Source organism: Amycolatopsis sp. NPDC051373, from assembly GCF_040689465.1.
Lineage (GTDB): Bacteria > Actinomycetota > Actinomycetes > Mycobacteriales > Pseudonocardiaceae > Amycolatopsis.
Map to the genome: position 1 here is coordinate 1 of NZ_JBFBAE010000047.1, position 18,233 is coordinate 18,233.

The following is an 18,233-nucleotide window of genomic DNA, read 5'->3' on the forward strand; positions in this document are numbered from 1 at the left end:
CTCCTCGGATGTGCGGTCACCCGTCCCACATTTGGCCCATGATCTTGCTTCCCGTACTGGTCAGAGCGATTTGAGAGCAGAGGTCGGGGCTGCTCCCCCGGTTCCGTTTCGTGTCCGGGCCCGGTTCCGCGAACCGGGGTGCGCGGGACCGCCGGGGTGCGAAGATCGGCTGATCCCGACAAACGGTGCCCCGGGGTGTCTGAGGCTCGTGTGGGCCGAACCGATGGGCGGAAGAGGCGGTGCGCGGGCGAGGCGCGCGGTCCGCGTCCTGGGCAGTCCCCGCCGGACCTGGGGAACACAGGGCAAAAAAGAACTCGGGCGCCCGGGTTCGAGACTCAGGCGCCCGAGCTTCGGGAGCTACGTCAGTGGCCGAAGGCCGAGCGGGCGGCGAGGTCCGCGAGGAGGGCGCGGCCCTTTTCGGCGTTGCGGGGCTGCGACAGGACGTCGTAGCGCTGGGCGACGAGCTGGCTTTGCGAGACGAAGCCGCGCTTGTTGCGGTTGGCCGCGTAGCCCAGGGCGCCGAACAGCAGGTTGAAGGCGACGCCCGCGACGAGGCCGATGATGATGGACAGCAGGCCCGCGGCGGGGTTGAGCAGGCTGAGCACCAGGCCGAGGAACAGGCCGAACACTGCACCCGACATGGCGGCGCTGCTGAGCATCTTGCCCCAGCTCATGCGGCCCGCGATGCGCTCGACGAGCATCGGCTGGATGCCGACGATGGTGACGTCGCTGATCGGGAAGTCGGTGCCCGCGAGGTGGTCGACCGCCTTCTGTGCCTGCTCGTAGGACTCGTAGGAGCCGATCGGCCAGCCTGTGGGCATGGTCGGGAGCTGCGGCCGCGCCTGCTGCCGGCTGATCGTGGACTGCGTGAATGCTTCTGTCATCCCTCTCACCTCTCTTGTCCCGTCCAACGCCCGAGACGGCGCGTTTGGTCCCGCCCCCCACGATTCACAGATTCTTCTCAGCCGGGCAAGCCGGACATACGAGGCTCTTACGCAATGGAATCCAACAGTACCTTTGACCGGATTGACCCCACGAGCACCGGCCGGTAGGAAGAACCCGCAAAGGATCCCATCCAAACCTTTGGGGCGGTGCCATGGCTGGCAGGCGAGGGTTGCTCACGCTCGACGCGCTCCGTGAGCAGGTGGCGGCCGGAACGATCGACACGGTGCTGGTCGCGATCACCGACATGCAGGGCCGGCTCCAGGGCAAACGCTGCTCGGCGGAGTACTTCCTGGAAGAGGTCGTGGGCCACGCCACCGAGGCGTGCAATTACCTGCTGGCCGTCGACGTCGACATGAACACCGTGGACGGCTACGCGATCTCCTCGTGGGACGCGGGCTACGGCGACTTCGTGCTGCGACCCGACTTCACCACCCTTCGCCTCGTCCCGTGGCAGGAGGGCACGGCGCTGGTGCTCGCGGACGTCGAGCGCGTCGACGGCGGCGGGCCCGTCGCGGTGTCGCCGCGGCAGGTGCTGAGGCGGCAGCTGGATCGGCTGGCCGACAAGAAACTGCAGGCGTTCGTCGGCACGGAACTCGAGTTCATCGTGTTCGACGACAGCTACGAAACCGCGTGGGACAAGCGCTACCAGGGCATCAAGCCGTCGAACCAGTACAACGTGGACTACTCGATGCTCGGCACCGCGCGCGTCGAACCGCTGCTGCGCCGCATCCGCAACGAGATGGCGGGCGCCGGCCTGTACCCAGAGTCGGCCAAGGGCGAGTGCAACCCCGGGCAGCAGGAGATCGCGTTCCGCTACGCCGAGGCGCTCACCACGTGCGACAACCACAGCGTCTACAAGAACGGCGCCAAGGAGATCGCCGCGCAGGAGGGCAAGAGCCTCACGTTCATGGCGAAGTACAACGAACGCGAAGGCAACTCCTGCCACATCCACCTCAGCCTGCGCGGCACGGACGGGTCAGCGGTCCTGCCCGGCGACGGCGACCACGGCTTCTCGAAGCTCATGGAGCACTTCCTCGCCGGACAGCTGGCCGCGCTGCGCGAGCTGACCTACTTCTTCGCGCCGAACATCAACTCCTACAAACGGTTCGTACGCGGAAGTTTCGCGCCGACGGCCGTGGCGTGGGGCACCGACAACCGCACCTGCGCGCTGCGCGTGGTGGGCCACGGCGATTCACTGCGGGTCGAGAACCGCGTGCCGGGCGGGGACGTGAACCCATACCTCGCCGTCGCCGCGCTGATCGCCGCCGGCCTGCACGGCATCGAGAACGAGCTGCCGCTGGAGCCCGAGTTCACGGGCAACGCGTACGGCTCCGACAAGCCGACCGTGCCGACCACTTTGGGTGAAGCCGCGGACGTGCTGACGGGCAGCCGCATCGCGCGCGAGGCCTTCGGCGACGATGTGGTGGACCACTACCTCAACGCCGCCCGCGTGGAGCGGGAGGCGTTCGAGAAGGCCGTGACCGATTGGGAGCTCGTCCGTGGCTTCGAACGACTCTGAGCACGCCGCCCGGAAACCCGTCATCGGGCTGACCACCTACGTCGAGCAGGCCAAGTTCCTCGCCTGGGACACGGAAGCCACGCTGCTGCACCGGGTTTACGCCGACTGCGTGGTGGCCGCCGGTGGGATTCCGGTGCTGCTGCCGCCGTTGACGGACGCGTACACGAGCCTCGTCGACCGCGTGGACGGGCTCGTGCTCACCGGCGGCGCGGACGTCGAGCCGGAAAGGTACGGCGCCGAACCACACCCGGCCACGTACACGCGCCCGGACCGCGACGCCTTCGAGTTCGGCCTGTTCGAGGCGGCCCGCGAGGCGCGCAAGCCCGTGCTCGGCGTGTGCCGCGGCCTGCAGGTGATCAGCGTTGCCCTCGGCGGCACGCTCACGCAGCACCTGCCCGAATCCCTCGGCGACACCGCGCACCAGCCGGCGCCCGCGACGTTCGGCACCAGCAGCATCACCCTCGTCGACGGCACGCGCGCCGCCGCGTTGCTCGGGCCCGAGACGAAGGGCCACTGCTACCACCACCAGGCCATCGACCGGCTCGGCGCCGGCCTCGTCGCGTCCGGGCACGCTGCCGACGGCACCGTCGAGGCCGCGGAGCTGCCCGGCGACGAGTTCGTGCTCGGCGTGCAGTGGCACCCCGAGCAGGACACCGGCGACGTCCGCCTGTTCCGGGCCCTGGTCGAAGCAGCAGCCCAAGCAGCAGCCGAAGCAGCAGAGGAGCGCAAGTGACGAGGATGTTCGAGGTGATCAACCCCGCCACCGAACAGGTGGTGCGGTCGATCGCGCTCACGAGCGCCGAAGAGACCGACACGGCGATCGCCCGCGCGCACGCCGCTTTCCCCGCCTGGCGAGCTGTCGCCCCTGGTGATCGTGCGCGGCTGCTGCGCCGATTCGCCGACGCCGTCGAGGCCGACCTCGAGAACCTCGCGCGCCTCGAGGTGACCAACTCCGGCCACACCATCGGCAACGCGCGGTGGGAGGCGGGCAACGTCCGCGACGTCCTCAACTACTACTCAGCGGCTCCGGAACGCCTGATCGGGCAACAGATCCCGGTGCCCGGCGGGGTGAACGTGACCTTCCACGAGCCGCTCGGCGTGGTCGGCGTGATCGTGCCGTGGAATTTCCCGATGCCCATTGCGGGCTGGGGTTTCGCGCCGGCGCTCGCGGCCGGCAACACCGTGGTGCTCAAGCCCGCGGAGCTCACGCCGCTCACCGCGATCCGCCTCGGCGAACTCGCGAGGGAGGCCGGCATCCCCGAGGACGTGTTCCAGGTCCTGCCGGGCAAGGGTTCGGTGGTGGGGCAGCGGTTCGTGGACCACGCGCTGGTCCGCAAGGTCGTCTTCACCGGCTCCACCGAGGTCGGCAAGCAGATCATGGCCGGCTGCGCGGCGCAGGTGAAGCGCGTGACGCTGGAGCTGGGCGGCAAGAACGCCAACGTCGTGTTCGCCGACGCCGACCTGGCGAAGGCCGCCGCGACGGCGCCGTACGGCGTGTTCGACAACGCCGGCCAGGACTGTTGCTCGCGCTCGCTGATCCTCGTGCAGCGCAGCGTCCACGAGCGGTTCATGGAGCTGCTGGAGCCCGCCGTGCAGGGCGTGGTCGTCGGCGATCCCGGCGACGACGGCACGGAGATGGGTCCGTTGATCTCCGCGGCGCACCACGCGAAGGTGTCGTCGTACGTCACTGACGCGACACCTGTTGCGTTTCGCGGTAGCGCGCCCGCAGGGCCGGGTTACTGGTTCGCGCCCACCGTCGTCACGCCGGCGAGCCTGGCCGACCCGCTGGCCGCCGACGAGATCTTCGGCCCGGTCGTGGCCGTGGTGCCGTTCGACGACGAGGCCGACGCCATCCGCATGGCCAACCACACCGACTACGGCCTCTCCTGGTCGATCTGGACGCGCGACGTCGGGCGGGCCTTCCGCGTCGCGCGCGGGGTGGAGTCGGGGAACCTTTCGGTGAACTCGCACTCGTCGGTGCGGTACTGGACGCCGTTCGGCGGGTTCAAGCAGTCAGGCCTCGGCCGTGAGCTGGGCCCCGACGCGCCGACGGCCTTCACCGAGACGAAGAACGTTTTCCTGAGCACGGAGGAATGAGAGAGATGGTGCAGCGTTTCGAGGGCCGCGTCGCCGTGATCACGGGCGGGGCCAGCGGCATCGGCCTCGCGTCGGCGCGCCGGCTGGCGAGCGAGGGCGCGAAGGTCGTGATCGGCGACCTCACGCCCGAGCAGGGCAAGGCCGCGGCCGACGAGGTCGGTGGCCTGTTCGTACAGGCCGACGTGACCGATCCCGAGCAGGTCCAGGCCCTGTTCCAGACGGCCGTGGACCAGTTCGGCGCGGTCGACGTGGCGTTCAACAACGCCGGCATTTCGCCCCCTGAGGACGACTCGATCCTCACCACGGACTTCGAGGCGTGGGAGCGCGTGCAGCGCGTGAACCTGACCTCGGTGTACCTGTGCTGCAAGGCCGCGCTGCCGCACATGCAGCGCCAGGGCAAGGGCTCGATCATCAACACGGCGTCGTTCGTGGCCGTGATGGGTGCGGCGACTTCGCAGATCTCCTACACCGCGTCGAAGGGCGGCGTGCTCGCGATGAGCCGTGAGCTGGGTGTGCAGTTCGCGCGGGAGAACATCCGGGTCAACGCGTTGTGCCCGGGACCGGTGAACACGCCGCTGCTGAAGGAGCTCTTCGCGAAGGACCCGGAACGCGCCGCGCGGCGGCTGGTGCACGTACCCGTCGGCCGGTTCGCCGAGCCGGAGGAGATCGCGGCCGCGGTGGCCTTCCTGGCCAGCGACGATGCCAGCTTCATCACGGCTTCGCAGTTCCTCGTGGACGGTGGCATTTCGGGCGCGTACGTCACTCCGCTTTAGACAGAGGTTTCGGACAGACGTCACCGGGACGGGTTGATCTTCCGCCTGTTCCGGTGGCGACGCCCCCTGTCCGGTTTCGCGGTGGGTAGACCGGAACCGTGGCGACCGGCCCGGTTGCCGGTCCGGGAGGGTGCCATGCCGATCCGCGAAGCGTCTCCGATGCTGCAGGAGGTCGCCGATCTCTGTGAACTGTGCCGAGTGCGGTGCGAGCGGGCATTCGCGCGGCGCGCCGAGGCGGCCGAGCCCGGCAGCGAGCTGGCCACGATGGGACGGGTCATGCTCGCGGCGGCGTCGATGTCGCGCCTGTGCGCCGACACACTCGACCGTTGCTCCGGCATGGCCGCCGACGTCGCGATGGTGCGCATGTCCGTGAAGGCGATGTGCGGCGAGGCCGCGCGGCTGCTGTCGCTGTGCGCCCAGTCCTGCCTCGGGACCGACGACGAGGAGCTGCGCGACCTCGCCGTACTGCTCACGCGCTGTGCCGACCTGTGCGCGCTGCTGGCCGGTCCGCCGAAGATCACGAAGGTCCCCGTGACGTTCCCCGCGCAGACCCGTCACCTGCGCACCTTCAGCCGCGGCTCGGCGGGTGTGGCGTGAACCGTCCGAGGTAGACTGGCGCGCAAAGCGGCAGGTACGGTTGCCGCGAGCACACAAAACTCAACACCGGGCCGTTCGAGCAGGAGCGGGAGAGCCCCCATGAGACCGGTGGGGCACCGAAGGAGCAAACTCCCCGGAATCTCTCAGGTACCCACTACCGCTTCGCGCGAGGCCACTCTGGAAAGCAGGCGCACCCGCGCCTCACCCAAGGTGAAAGCCGCGTTGCGCGGTGAAACTCTCAGGTGCCCATGACAGAGGGGGAGTTCCCAGCGCACCGCTGCGCCCGGTGCCCGGCAAGAGGAGCTCCCATCACCTCCACACCGTTCGACGCCCGCCACATCGGCCCCGCCGAGGCCGAGCGGGCCAAGATGCTCGCCGAATGCGGTTACGGAAGCCTGGACGCCCTCGTGGAGTCGGCCGTCCCGTCCGCCATCCGTACCACCCGTGACCTGGACCTTCCCGCCGCGGCGTCCGAAGAGGAAGCCACCGCGGAGCTGCGCGCGCTCGCGGCGCTCAACCGCCCGATGACGCAGATGATCGGCCTCGGCTACTCCGACACCGTCACACCGGGCGTGATCCGCCGCAACGTGCTCGAGAACCCCGCGTGGTACACCGCCTACACGCCGTACCAGCCGGAGATCTCCCAGGGCCGGCTCGAAGCGCTGCTGAACTTCCAGACGATGGTCGCCGACCTCACGGGCCTGACCACCGCCAACGCGTCGATGCTCGACGAGTCGACCGCCGTCGCCGAGGCCATGACGCTGATGCGGCGCTCGTCGAAATCGAAGTCCAATGTGATCGTCCTCGACGCCGAATGCCTGCCGCAGACGATCGCGGTCGTGCGCACGCGCGCCGCCGCGCTCGGCATCGACGTGCAGGTGCGCGACCTGCTCACCGGGCTTCCGGAAGAGTTCTTCGGCGTCGTCGTGCAGTACCCGGGCGCTTCGGGCGTGCTGCGCGGCCGCGGCTTCTACCACGCCATTTCCGAAGCCGCGAAGGCCGCAGGCGCCCTGTACACGGTGGCTGCCGACCTGCTCGCGCTCACGCTGATCACCTCGCCGGGCGAGTTCGGCGCCGACGTCGCCGCGGGTTCGACGCAGCGCTTCGGCGTGCCGCTGGGCTACGGCGGCCCGCACGCGGGCTACCTGGCCGTGCGCGCCGGGCTCGAGCGTTCTCTGCCGGGCCGGCTGGTGGGCGTGTCCGTGGACGCCGACGGGAACATGGCGTACCGGCTCGCGCTGCAGACGCGCGAGCAGCACATCCGCCGCGAGAAGGCGACGTCGAACATCTGCACCGCGCAGGTGCTGCCGGCCGTGCTGGCCGCGATGTACGGCGTGTACCACGGCCCGGACGGCCTGAAGGCCATCGCGACCCGCGTGCACGAGCTGGCGGCGGGCTTCGCCGCGGGCCTGCGCGACGGTGGCGTGAAGGTCGTGCACGAATCGTTCTTCGACACGGTCGTCGCGCACGTTCCGGGCCGCGCCGCCGAAATCCACGCGGCCGCGCGCGAGGCGGGCATCAACCTCGGGCACGTCGACGCCGACCACGTCCGCGTGGCCTGCGACGAGGTCACCCGGCCGGACATCCTCGCGCAGGTGCTGCGCGCGTTCGGTGTGGACGCCGAAGGGGCCACCGCCACCGCGCTGCCGAGCGGCATCGTGCGCGAGAGCGGCTTCATGGCCCACGAGGTGTTCAGCACGCACCGCTCCGAGACCTCGATGCTGCGCTACCTGCGCAAGCTCGCCGACCTGGACTACGCGCTCGACCGCGGCATGATCCCGCTGGGCTCGTGCACGATGAAGCTCAACGCCACCACCGAGATGGAACCGATCAGCTGGCGCGAGTTCGCGGGCATCCACCCGTTCGCGCCGGCCGAGGACGCCGAGGGCTACCACCGGCTCGTGGCGCAGCTGTCGGGGTGGCTCGCCGAGGTGACGGGCTACGACGAAGTTTCCCTGCAGCCCAACGCCGGCAGCCAGGGTGAGCTCGCGGGCCTGCTCGCCATCCGCGGCTACCACCACGCGAACGGCCAGCCGGAGCGCGAGGTCTGCCTGATCCCGTCGTCGGCGCACGGCACCAACGCGGCTTCGGCGGTGCTCGCGGGCATGCGCGTGGTCGTGGTGAAGTGCACGGACGAGGGCAACGTCGATCTCGAAGACCTGCAGGCCAAGGTGGACGCGAACCGCGAGACGCTCGCGGCGATCATGGTCACCTACCCGTCCACCCACGGCGTGTACGAGCACGGCATCGAGCGGCTCGCGAAGATCGTGCACGACGGCGGCGGCCAGGTGTATGTGGACGGCGCGAACCTCAACGCGTTGCTGGGCCTGGCGAAGCCGGGCGAGTTCGGCGGCGACGTGTCGCACCTGAACCTGCACAAGACGTTCTGCATTCCCCACGGCGGTGGCGGCCCCGGCGTCGGCCCGGTCGCGGTGCGCGCGCACCTCGCGCCGTACCTGCCGAACCACCCGCTGCTCGACGCCGCGGGCCCGGCCACCGGCGTCGGCCCGATCAGCGGCGCGCCCTACGGCTCGGCGTCGATCCTGCCGATCTCGTGGGCGTACGTGCGCATGATGGGCGCGCCCGGCCTCACGGCGGCCACGAAGGTCGCGGTGCTCGCCGCCAACTACGTCGCCGCCCGCTTGTCGCCGCACTACCCGGTGCTCTACACCGGGCAGGACGGCCTGGTCGCGCACGAGTGCATCCTCGACCTGCGCGGCATCACCAAGGACACCGGCGTGACGGTCGACGACGTCGCGAAGCGGCTCATCGACTACGGCTTCCACGCGCCGACGATGTCGTTCCCGGTCGCGGGCACGCTCATGGTGGAGCCGACCGAGAGCGAGGACCTCGGCGAGATCGACCGCTTCTGCGCCGCGATGATCGCCATCCGCCACGAGATCGACCAGGTCGCGGCCGGGCACTGGACCGCGGAGACGAGTCCGCTGCGCGCCGCCCCGCACACGGCGGAGACGCTGGTGGGTGAGTGGACCGCCGACTACGACCGTGAGCTCGCGGTGTACCCGGCGGGTGTGTCGCGCAAGAACAAGTACTGGCCGCCGGTGCGCCGGATCGACGGGGCGCGCGGTGACCGCAACCTCGTCTGCTCCTGCCCGCCCCTCAACGCGTACGAAGGCTGAGTTTCCGTGCTTGAATCAAACGCAGCTCGAGAGACTTCCCTGCACGCCGTCCACAAGGGACTGGGTGCGCTGTTCACCGACTTCGCGGGCTGGTCGATGCCGGTCCGCTACGCCAGTGAGCTGGCCGAGCACAAGGCCGTGCGCGAGGCGGCCGGGCTGTTCGACCTGTCGCACATGGCCGAGATCCACGTCCGCGGCGCGCAGGCCGCCGACGTGCTCGACTACGCGCTGGTCGGCAATCTCACCGGGGTGAAGCCGGGCCGCGCCCGCTACACGATGATCTGCGACGCCGACGGCGGCGTGCTCGACGACCTGGTCGTCTACCGGCTCGCCGACGAGGAGTACCTGGTGGTGGCCAACGCCGGCAACGCCGACGTGGTCGCCGAGGCGCTGGCCGAGCGCGTGGCCGGGTTCGACGCCGTGGTGGAGAACCGGTCGGCGGACACGGCCTTGATCGCCGTGCAGGGCCCGCGTGCGGTCGACGTGCTGGCCGCGGTGACCGACGCGGACCTGGGCGCGCTGAAGTACTACGCGAGTGTGCCCGCCGTGGTGAAGGGGCACGACGTGCTCCTGGCCCGCACCGGATACACGGGTGAAGACGGTTTCGAGCTGTACGTGCCGGCAGCCGAGGCGTCGGCGTTGTGGCGGGCGCTGACCGACGCCGGTGAGGCATTCGGGCTCGTACCGTGCGGGCTGGCGTGCCGTGACACGCTGCGGCTCGAAGCCGGGATGCCGCTGTACGGCAACGAGCTCTCGCGTGAGCTGAATCCGTTCGCGGCCGGTTTGGGCCGCGTGGTGAAGTTCGAGAAGCCGGGTGACTTCGTGGGCCGGGCCGCGCTGGAGGAGCTGGCGAAGGCGGACGTTCCGCGGGTGCGGGTGGGGCTGCGGGCCACCGGTCGCCGGGCACCTCGGCACGGTTACGCCGTGCTTTCCGGCGACGCTTCGGTGGGCGAAGTGACCAGTGGTGCGCTTTCGCCGACGCTGGGTTACCCGATCGCGATGGCGTACGTCGATCGGGCGTACGCCGAGCCTGGTACGAAGCTTTCCGTCGACATCAGGGGCAGGATCGAGCCCGTCGAGGTCGTCGCCCTGCCGTTCTACTCCCGAGCCTGAAGGAATTATTCACCGTGAGCATTCCCCAGAACCTGTCCTACACCAAGGAACACGAGTGGCTGTCCGTCGTGGACGGCGTCGCGACCGTGGGCATCACCGCCTTCGCCGCCGAGTCGCTGGGCGACATCGTGTTCGTGCAGCTGCCCGCCGTGGGCGGCACGGTGACCGCGGGTGAGGTGTTCGGCGAGGTCGAGTCGACGAAGTCCGTGAGCGAGCTGTACTCGCCCGTGAGCGGCGAGGTCGTGGAGGTGAACGAGACCACATCGGACACCCCCGAGATCGTGAACTCCGACCCCTACACCGAAGGATGGCTCCTGAAGGTGCGGCTCACGGGCGACGTCCCGGAGCTGCTCGACGCGACCGCGTACGCCGCGCTCACCCAGGAGAACTGAATGACGACGTTCGACGCCCACCTGTCCGATGTGGACCCGGAGGTCGCCGCGGCCGTGGCGGCGGAGCTGGACCGCCAGCAGTCGACGCTGGAGATGATCGCGTCGGAGAACTTCGCGCCCGTGGGCGTGCTCGAGGCGCAGGGTTCGGTGCTGACCAACAAGTACGCGGAGGGCTACCCCGGCCGCCGCTACTACGGTGGCTGCGAGTACGTCGACGTGGTCGAGCAGCTGGCCATCGACCGGGCGAAGGCGCTGTTCGGTGCCGAGCACGCGAACGTGCAGCCCCACTCGGGCGCGCAAGCCAACGCGGCGGCGATGTTCGCCGTGCTGAAGCCGGGCGACACGATCCTCGGACTCGACCTGGCGCACGGCGGCCACCTGACGCACGGGATGAAGATCAACTTCTCGGGCAAGCTCTACAACGTCGTGGCCTACCACGTCGACAAAGAGACCGGGATCGTCGACGTCGCCGAGATCGAGCGGCTGGCCGTGGAGCACAAGCCGAAGCTGATCATCGCGGGCTGGTCGGCCTACCCTCGTCAGCTCGACTTCGCGCAGTTCCGCCGGATCGCGGACCTGGTCGACGCGCGCCTGATGGTGGACATGGCGCACTTCGCGGGCCTGGTGGCCGCGGGGCTGCACCCGTCGCCGGTACCGCACGCGGACATCGTCACCACGACCACGCACAAGACACTGGGCGGCCCGCGCGGCGGCCTGATCCTGTGCCGTGAGGAGCTGGCGAAGAAGATCAACTCGGCGGTGTTCCCCGGTCAGCAGGGTGGGCCGCTGGAGCACGTGATCGCGGCCAAGGCCGTGGCGCTGAAGATCGCGGCGAGCGACGAGTTCCGCGAGCGGCAGGAGCACACGCTCGAGGGCGCGCGGATACTGGCCGACCGGCTGTCGCGTTCGGACTGCGCCGAGGCGGGCGTGCGCGTGCTCACCGGTGGCACCGACGTCCACCTCGTGCTCGTGGACCTCGTCCAGTCCGCTTTGGACGGCCAGCAAGCCGAGGACCGGCTGCACTCCGTGGGCATCACGGTGAACCGCAACGCGGTGCCGTTCGACCCGCGGCCGCCGATGGTCACCTCCGGCCTGCGCATCGGCACGCCGGCGCTGGCCACGCGCGGGTTCGGCGCGGAGGACTTCGCCGAGGTCGCCGACGTGATCGCCGAGGCGCTGAAGCCGGACTTCGACGACTCCGTGGCGCAGACGCTCCGCGGGCGTGTGGAGCTGTTGGCGAAGAAGCACCCGCTGTACTCGGACCTGTCGCGATGAGCGCGCAGCCCGAGGGGCGGAAGTTGCTGCGGCTGGAGGTCCGCAACAGCGAGACGCCGATTGAGAAGAAGCCGTCGTGGATCAGGACGAAGGTGCGGATGGGGCCGGAGTTCACCGAGCTGAAGGGCTTGGTGCGCCGGGAGGGTCTGCACACTGTCTGCGAGGAAGCGGGCTGTCCCAATATCTACGAGTGCTGGGAAGATCGCGAGGCGACGTTCCTGATCGGTGGGGACCAGTGCACGCGCCGCTGTGATTTCTGCCAGATCGACACGGGTAAGCCCGCCGAGCTGGACCGCTCGGAGCCGCGCAAGGTGGCGGAGTCGGTGCAGGCTATGGGGTTGCGGTATTCGACCGTCACGGGTGTCGCGCGTGATGACTTGGATGATGGCGGGGCTTGGTTGTATGCGGAGACCGTGCGGCAGATTCACGAGCTGAACCCGGGTACGGGTGTGGAGTTGCTGATCCCGGACTTCAATGCCGATCCCGGGCAGTTGGCTGAGGTGTTCGGTTCGCGGCCGGAGGTTTTGGCGCACAACGTGGAGACGGTGCCGCGGATCTTCAAGCGCATCCGTCCGGGGTTCCGCTACGCGCGGTCGCTGGAGGTCATCACGAAGGCCCGTGAGGCGGGGTTGGTGACGAAGTCGAACTTGATCCTCGGGATGGGCGAGACGCCCGATGAGGTCGGGTCGGCGATGCGGGACTTGTACGAGGCGGGTTGCGAGATTCTGACGATCACGCAGTATCTGCGGCCGTCGCCGCGGCACCATCCGGTGGACCGGTGGGTGAAGCCGGAGGAGTTCGTGGTGCACTCCCAGGCGGCTGAGGCGCTCGGGTTCGCCGGTGTGATGGCGGGACCGCTCGTGCGCTCGTCGTATCGGGCGGGACGGTTGTACGCGCAGACCAAGGCCCACCGTGGTGAGGAGCTGCCGGAGAACCTGGCGCACCTGGCCGAGCAGGGCCCCGCAGCGCAAGAAGCCAGCTCGCTGCTGGCCAGACACTAGAGGGAAGGGGCGGGTCAATGGCGATCAGCGTCTTCGATCTGTTCTCCATCGGCATCGGGCCGTCGAGCTCCCACACGGTCGGCCCGATGCGGGCCGCGCGGACCTTTGTGGACGGTCTCGTTGACGAGGGCGTGCTGGACCGCGTGACGCGGGTGCAGGCGGAGCTGTTCGGCTCGCTCGGCGCGACCGGGTTCGGCCACGGCAGTGACAAGGCCGTGCTGCTGGGGCTGTCGGGCGAGCGTCCGGAGTCCGTCGACACGGAGACGGTGCCTGCGCGGGTCGCCGCGATCCGGTCCTCTGGGCGGTTGCTGCTGGGTGGCGTCCGGGAGATCTCGTTCGACGAGGATGTCGACTTGACGATGCACCGGCGCAAGTCGCTGCCGGCGCATCCGAACGGGATGGTGTTCCGGGCCTTCTCCGGTTCTTCCGAGCTGCGCACGCGGACGTACTACTCCGTGGGCGGCGGCTTCGTGCGCGACGAGTCGTACGAGACGGACGCGGTGTTCGTGGAGGACTCGACGCCGGTTCCGTACCCGTTCCGCACAGGCGCCGACCTTCTCGGCCACTGCGCGGCGACGGGGCTGCCGATCAGCGAGATCATGCTGGCGAACGAGCTTTCGTGGCGGTCGGCGGACGAGGTGCGCGCGGGCCTGTTGGAGATCTGGTCGGTGATGGCCGACTGCGTTTCGGCCGGCATCGCCCACGAAGGGGTGCTGCCGGGCGGCCTGAAGGTGCCGCGGCGGGCAAAGGCGTTGCACGACAAGCTGATCGCCGAGGACGGCGTCGGGGATCCGTTGTACGCCATGGACTGGGTGAGCCTGTACGCGCTGGCGGTGAACGAGGAGAACGCCGCCGGCGGGCGCGTGGTCACGGCGCCGACGAACGGTGCCGCGGGGATCATCCCGGCTGTGCTGCACTACTACCAGCGGTTCATCCGGGGTTCTTCGGATGACGGCATTATCACTTTCCTGCTGACGGCGGGGGCGCTGGGTTCGATCCTCAAGCAGACCGGGTCCATTTCGGGTGCAGAGGTCGGGTGCCAGGGTGAGGTCGGTTCGGCCTCGGCCATGGCGGCGGCCGGGTTGACCGAGGTGCTGGGCGGGTCGCCGGCTCAGGTGGAGAACGCGGCTGAGATCGGGGTGGAGCACCACCTGGGTCTGACCTGCGACCCGGTGGGCGGGTTGGTGCAGATTCCGTGCATCGAGCGCAACGCCGTGGGCGCCTCGAAGGCGATCCACGCGGCGCGGATGGCGATGCGCGGGGATGGCAGCCACGTGGTGACCCTGGACAAGGCGATCAAGACCATGCGCGAGACCGGGGCCGACATGTCGGTGAAGTACAAGGAAACCGCGCGCGGTGGCTTGGCGGTGAACGTCATCGAGTGCTGAGGTACTCGGTGGGGTCGGGATGGGACCGTTCGCTGGGCGAATGGTCCCATCGTGCATTTCCGGGCCTTACGCGGCTCTTGCGCCGGGTGTGGGTGAGTGGTGTGGAGTGGGGACCTTCGTTGGCCGAACGGTTCTGTCGCGCCGGCGCGCGGTGGGACTGGCGCTCGCTCGCGCGCCTTTCGATGGGCGAACGGTTCTGCGGTGCCGAGGTGGTCGACGGCGTGTTCGGTGGTGTGCGGCAAGGACCTTCGCTGAGCGAACGGTCCCTCCTGCGTGGAGAGGGGCGGCTGTGCGGCAGGCGCGAGGCTGGGTGTGGGGCGAAAAGCGTCCTTAGTGGACTGAAGCCCGACCGATTCTCAGGCCGGCAAAGTGATCTGCGGCCGTTGACCTCGGTCGGTGACCAACCGCAAGCCCGTGTGGACCAACAGCCAGCCGAGGCGCTGGCGGGGCGTGGCCAGGGTGCGGGGCCGGGCGGTGGTGGCGCGGTGGCGAGAAGCCGCAGCGCGGAGTTCGGACTGGCGCGCGGCGACGAAGTGCTCCGTGAAGTGGTGCGGAATCATGGCGTCCCCAGGGTGTCGGTGGGTTCTTCGGGGCGGGCGGTGCGTGGGAAGGCGGCCCAGTGGGTGACCACGGCGTCGTCGCCCGGGCGGGTGGGGCGGCGGTAGCGGTCGACAACGGCGGTGATTTCGGCGCTCATTCGGCGGGTCTCTTCGGGGGTCAGGGAGAGGTGCTCGCTGGTCAGGGTGGCGCTGTGTTCCCACCGGTCGTGCCAGCGCGGCAGCTCGGCGACGAACTGCGCCTCCTCCTGGTGGCGCTGAATGACCAGCTGGTGCAGCACCGTCGAAATCGAGCCGGCGAGTTCCGGGTCGCTGACGAAGTCGCCGGTGCGGATGGTGGTGTAGTCCTGCGCGGCCTTCCACCAGCGTTCGCGCTTCGAGCCCCGGTCGGGGTCCTCCGCGACGAGGCCGGCATCGGCGAGCTGGCGCAGGTGCCAGGACGTGGTGCCGGAGCTCTCGCCGACGCGCTTGCCCAGGCCGGTGGCGGTGGCCGGGCCGTCCTGTTCCAGCAGGTCCAGCATCCGCATCCGCAGCGGGTGGGCGAGCGCCCGCAGGGTGCGTGCGTCGAGGATCCGTTCGGTGCGGTCGGAAGAGCTCATGAAACACAAGCTACACCGCAGAGGGTCCTTTGCAAAGAGGTCTCTGCAATCGCACGGGCTTAGACTCGGGACGTGGAGACGTCGGTGGCTAGCGCGAACGAGGCGCTCTTCCGGCCGGTGCGCGCGGGCAACGCGTTCGAGGAGACCGTCGAACGCCTGCTGCAGGCCATCCGCCTCGGCGTGGTCGGCGCGGGGGAGCGGCTGCCGTCGGAGCGCGAGCTGGCGGAGCGGCTCGGGGTGAGCCGGGTGACGCTCAGGGAAGCCATCCGCGCGCTGGCCGACGCGGGTTACGTGGAGTCACGAAGAGGGCGCTACGGCGGCACGTTCGTGAACGAGAACCTGCCAGAGCCGGCACAGAGCAAACCACCTGAAATCGACGCGGCCGCCTTCGAAGACGCGCTGTGCCTGCGCCACGTGCTCGAAACCGGCGCCGCCGAGGCCGCTGCCGCGCGGACGCTCAGCCCGGCCGACCGGCAGCACCTCAAGACCACGCTCGCGGAGGCCGCGGCCGCCGACCTGGTCGACTACCGGCGCAAGGACTCCCGCCTGCACCTGGCGATCGCCGAGGTCACGGCGTCGAGCTCGCTCACCACGGCGATGGCCGACGCCCGCACGCGCGTGAACCAGCTGCTCGACCGCATTCCCCTGCTCGAGCCCAACCTGGAGCACTCCAACGCCCAGCACGCGGCGATCGTCGACGCCATCCTCGCCGGCGATCCCGTGGCCGCGCGCCACGCGATGACCGAGCACATCGAGGGCACGGCGTCGCTGCTACGTGCCTTCTTGTCGTGACCCGCCGTGAATTTCTCACCGAACCGCACAACCTTTTCACCCGTCCGGCCGTCGTCCCATCGTGCTACGCGACACGGATGCCGAGACGGATGGAGCCACCAGCAGTGTCACGAACGAGCCGCCCGATGATCCCCGCGCCCGCCGTCGCCGCCGGTGGCGCAAGATCCGGCGGGTCTGCTACTGCTGCTTCGGCGTCTTCGTCGGCCTGCCGCTGATCGCGTTCTGGATCGCCTACCTGCTGATGGACGTCCGCAGCCCGCAGGACGTGCTCGCCTCGCTCGACAAGACCGTGGAGCTGAAGTACTCCGACGGCAGCGAGCTGCTCAAGGTCCTGCCCGCCGACGGCGACCGCTCCTTCGTGCCCTACGACAAAGTGCCCTCGAAGCTGCGTGACGCGATCATCGCCACCGAGGACCCGACGTTCTGGGACAACGCGGGCTTCGACCCCACCGGCATCGGCCGCGCGTTCCTCACCGGCGTCGGCGGCGGCTCGGGGATCACCCAGCAGTACATCAAGAAGTCGACCGGCGACGACGACGCGACACTCGGGCGCAAGCTGCAGGAACTGGTGCTCGCCACGAAGATCACGCAGCAGCAGAGCAAGGAACAGATCTTCACCAGCTACGAGAACATCATTTCCTTCGGCCGCGGCACCTTCGGCCCGGCCGCGGCGACGAACGCGTTCTTCGGCCGGCCGCTCGACGACTCCATGACCTGGAGTGAAGCCGCGTTCCTGGCCGGGATGATCCAGTCGCCCTCGGTGCACGACCCCGCCGTTTCCGGCGACGCACACGCGGCCAAACGCTGGACGTACGTGCGCGACAAGCTCGTGCAGCGCGGTTACGTCAAGCCGGCCGAGGCCGCCACGATGGCCTACCCCGGCAAGGAAATCCTGCCGCCCTCGGAGACGCGCGCGAGCGTGACCTACGACGAGTACCACGTGAAGCAGCAGGTGCTCAGCGAGCTCGAACAGGACGGGTTCTCGCTTTCCCGGCTGCAGCAAGGGAATCTGGTCGTGCAGACCACGCTTGGCCGCAAGGCGCAGGCGTCCGCGCGCTCGACGCTGGCCGATCGCCTGAAGGGCGAGCCGAAGGAGTTCCGGGGCGCGCTCGTGTCCGTGGACCCGTCCACAGGGGCGGTGCGCGCGTACGACGGCGGTGACAACGGCGTGCGCGACTACGCCGGCACGGAACACGCGGTGGGCTCGGCGTTCTACCCGTTCACGCTCACCGCGGGCCTGCGTGCCGGCGCCTCGCCAGACGAACCGGTGGCCGCGCCGGGCGCGGTCGACTTCCTGGGTGAGGACTTCGAGTACCCGCAGAAATGCCCGGCGACGTGTACCTTGCGCACGGCGATGACCTCGGGCGCGGACACGCCGTACATCGGGCTGGCCAAACGCGTCGGCGCCGACGCGGTGAGCGCCGCGGCCCGCGACGCGGGCATCCCGGAGGCGGTCGACGGCTCGCCGACCCTGCGCGAGAAGGACGGGTTCCTGATCGGCTCGGGCCTCGCCGTCGGGCGGTATCCGTTGCGGCCATTGGACTTGGCCGGGGCGTACGGCACCTTCGCGGCCGACGGGATGCGCGTGACGCCGCACCTCGTGGACAAGGTGCTCGACCAGGACGGCAGCGTCGTGTGGCAGCACGACGACGAGCCGCACCCCGCGTTCTCCGACGACCCGGGGGTGAGCGCGAAGATCTCCATCGAGGTGACGAACGTGCTGCAGACGTTCTTGCCCGACGGCCGCCCCGCCGCCCTGCGCACGGGCGAGTTCCAGCACGGCAACTCGTCGGACAACCAGGACGCCTGGGCGATCGGCTACACCCCGCAGCTGGCGACGGCCGTCTGGGTTGGCTCCGACGACGAACGGCGGCTGTTCGACGCACAGGGGAAGAAGCTGATGGGCTCGACCGTCCCCGCGGACATCTGGCGGACGTTCATGGTGCAGGCGGAGCAGGGGCAGCCGATCGAGGGGAACGGCGGAGTCGAGCCGAGGTTCGCCCCTCCGCTCGCGAAGCAGACGGCGCCGCCCGGTCGCTGATCGT

16 protein-coding genes and 1 riboswitch are annotated in these 18,233 nt (G+C 69.7%); of the genes, 13 read left to right on the forward strand and 3 right to left on the reverse strand.

Annotation, left to right across the window (positions count from 1 at the left end):
- Positions 1-362: 362 nt before the first annotated feature.
- Entirely contained in the window at positions 363-884 is a 522-nt protein-coding gene (locus tag AB0383_RS47840; protein ID WP_364188590.1) for a general stress protein, read from the reverse strand.
- A 212-nt stretch (positions 885-1,096) separates the two neighbouring features.
- Here AB0383_RS47840 and AB0383_RS47845 point away from each other — a divergent pair, with 212 nt between their 5' ends.
- From AB0383_RS47845 to AB0383_RS47895, 11 genes are all read left to right on the forward strand, one after another.
- The gene (locus AB0383_RS47845) at positions 1,097-2,464 is read left to right on the forward strand and encodes a glutamine synthetase family protein (protein ID WP_366191188.1); all 1,368 of its coding nucleotides are present in this window, start codon (positions 1,097-1,099) and stop codon (positions 2,462-2,464) included.
- Positions 2,445-3,197 (forward strand): gamma-glutamyl-gamma-aminobutyrate hydrolase family protein, encoded by a 753-nt coding sequence (locus AB0383_RS47850; RefSeq protein ID WP_366191190.1) that lies wholly within the window; start codon positions 2,445-2,447, stop codon positions 3,195-3,197. The genes AB0383_RS47845 and AB0383_RS47850 overlap by 20 nt, the downstream gene beginning before the upstream one ends.
- Before the next feature lie 5 nt (positions 3,198-3,202).
- Positions 3,203-4,561, forward strand: coding sequence for an aldehyde dehydrogenase family protein (locus AB0383_RS47855; RefSeq protein ID WP_366191220.1), 1,359 nt, complete (start codon positions 3,203-3,205; stop codon positions 4,559-4,561).
- 5 nt (positions 4,562-4,566) lie between these two features.
- Positions 4,567-5,334 carry a 3-oxoacyl-ACP reductase gene (locus AB0383_RS47860; protein WP_366191192.1) on the forward strand — a complete coding sequence of 256 codons (768 nt, stop codon included), beginning with the start codon at positions 4,567-4,569 and terminating at the stop codon, positions 5,332-5,334.
- Positions 5,335-5,469: 135 nt separating this feature from the next.
- On the forward strand, positions 5,470-5,931 hold the full coding sequence (locus AB0383_RS47865; protein ID WP_366191194.1) for a hypothetical protein: 462 nt from the start codon (positions 5,470-5,472) through the stop codon (positions 5,929-5,931).
- Between the two features lie 76 nt (positions 5,932-6,007).
- A riboswitch (glycine riboswitch) is annotated at positions 6,008-6,101 on the forward strand.
- Positions 6,102-6,179: 78 nt separating this feature from the next.
- Positions 6,180-9,071, forward strand: coding sequence for an aminomethyl-transferring glycine dehydrogenase (gene gcvP, locus AB0383_RS47870; RefSeq protein ID WP_366191196.1), 2,892 nt, complete (start codon positions 6,180-6,182; stop codon positions 9,069-9,071).
- 6 nt (positions 9,072-9,077) lie between these two features.
- Positions 9,078-10,184 carry a glycine cleavage system aminomethyltransferase GcvT gene (gene gcvT, locus AB0383_RS47875; protein ID WP_364188572.1) on the forward strand — a complete coding sequence of 369 codons (1,107 nt, stop codon included), beginning with the start codon at positions 9,078-9,080 and terminating at the stop codon, positions 10,182-10,184.
- A gap of 14 nt (positions 10,185-10,198) precedes the next feature.
- Positions 10,199-10,576 (forward strand): glycine cleavage system protein GcvH, encoded by a 378-nt coding sequence (gene gcvH, locus AB0383_RS47880; protein ID WP_220237686.1) that lies wholly within the window; start codon positions 10,199-10,201, stop codon positions 10,574-10,576.
- Positions 10,577-11,851: a serine hydroxymethyltransferase gene (glyA, locus tag AB0383_RS47885; RefSeq protein ID WP_364188569.1), complete on the forward strand. Its 1,275-nt coding sequence runs from the start codon at positions 10,577-10,579 to the stop codon at positions 11,849-11,851.
- Positions 11,848-12,852, forward strand: coding sequence for a lipoyl synthase (gene lipA, locus AB0383_RS47890; RefSeq protein ID WP_366191198.1), 1,005 nt, complete (start codon positions 11,848-11,850; stop codon positions 12,850-12,852). The genes glyA and lipA overlap by 4 nt, the downstream gene beginning before the upstream one ends.
- A 17-nt stretch (positions 12,853-12,869) precedes the next feature.
- A complete protein-coding gene (locus AB0383_RS47895; RefSeq protein ID WP_366191200.1) occupies positions 12,870-14,240 on the forward strand; it encodes an L-serine ammonia-lyase in 1,371 nt (456 codons plus the stop codon).
- Between the two features lie 356 nt (positions 14,241-14,596).
- On the opposite strand, the gene AB0383_RS47900 is transcribed toward AB0383_RS47895, so the two are convergent.
- Complete coding sequence (locus tag AB0383_RS47900) at positions 14,597-14,800, reverse strand: hypothetical protein (protein WP_364183163.1); 204 nt, start codon at positions 14,798-14,800, stop codon at positions 14,597-14,599.
- On the reverse strand, positions 14,797-15,396 hold the full coding sequence (locus tag AB0383_RS47905) for a helix-turn-helix domain-containing protein (protein ID WP_364183160.1): 600 nt from the start codon (positions 15,394-15,396) through the stop codon (positions 14,797-14,799). The genes AB0383_RS47900 and AB0383_RS47905 overlap by 4 nt, the downstream gene beginning before the upstream one ends.
- 72 nt (positions 15,397-15,468) lie before the next feature.
- On the opposite strand from AB0383_RS47905, the gene AB0383_RS47910 reads away from it, so the two are divergent.
- Positions 15,469-16,188 (forward strand): GntR family transcriptional regulator, encoded by a 720-nt coding sequence (locus AB0383_RS47910; RefSeq protein ID WP_364183157.1) that lies wholly within the window; start codon positions 15,469-15,471, stop codon positions 16,186-16,188.
- 163 nt (positions 16,189-16,351) lie between these two features.
- Positions 16,352-18,229 (forward strand): transglycosylase domain-containing protein, encoded by a 1,878-nt coding sequence (locus AB0383_RS47915; RefSeq protein WP_366191222.1) that lies wholly within the window; start codon positions 16,352-16,354, stop codon positions 18,227-18,229.
- Positions 18,230-18,233 lie beyond the last annotated feature (4 nt).

Excerpts from the sequence above, each read along its gene's own strand:
- AB0383_RS47840 (WP_364188590.1), bottom strand. The coding sequence starts at position 884 with ATGACAGAAGCATTCACGCAGTCCACGATCAGCCGGCAGCAGGCGCGG.
- AB0383_RS47845 (WP_366191188.1), top strand. The coding sequence starts at position 1,097 with ATGGCTGGCAGGCGAGGGTTGCTCACGCTCGACGCGCTCCGTGAGCAG.
- AB0383_RS47855 (WP_366191220.1), top strand. The coding sequence starts at position 3,203 with ATGTTCGAGGTGATCAACCCCGCCACCGAACAGGTGGTGCGGTCGATC.
- AB0383_RS47860 (WP_366191192.1), top strand. The coding sequence starts at position 4,567 with ATGGTGCAGCGTTTCGAGGGCCGCGTCGCCGTGATCACGGGCGGGGCC.
- AB0383_RS47865 (WP_366191194.1), top strand. The coding sequence starts at position 5,470 with ATGCCGATCCGCGAAGCGTCTCCGATGCTGCAGGAGGTCGCCGATCTC.
- gcvP (WP_366191196.1), top strand. The coding sequence starts at position 6,180 with ATGACAGAGGGGGAGTTCCCAGCGCACCGCTGCGCCCGGTGCCCGGCA.
- glyA (WP_364188569.1), top strand. The coding sequence starts at position 10,577 with ATGACGACGTTCGACGCCCACCTGTCCGATGTGGACCCGGAGGTCGCC.
- lipA (WP_366191198.1), top strand. The coding sequence starts at position 11,848 with ATGAGCGCGCAGCCCGAGGGGCGGAAGTTGCTGCGGCTGGAGGTCCGC.
- AB0383_RS47895 (WP_366191200.1), top strand. The coding sequence starts at position 12,870 with ATGGCGATCAGCGTCTTCGATCTGTTCTCCATCGGCATCGGGCCGTCG.
- AB0383_RS47900 (WP_364183163.1), bottom strand. The coding sequence starts at position 14,800 with ATGATTCCGCACCACTTCACGGAGCACTTCGTCGCCGCGCGCCAGTCC.
- AB0383_RS47905 (WP_364183160.1), bottom strand. The coding sequence starts at position 15,396 with ATGAGCTCTTCCGACCGCACCGAACGGATCCTCGACGCACGCACCCTG.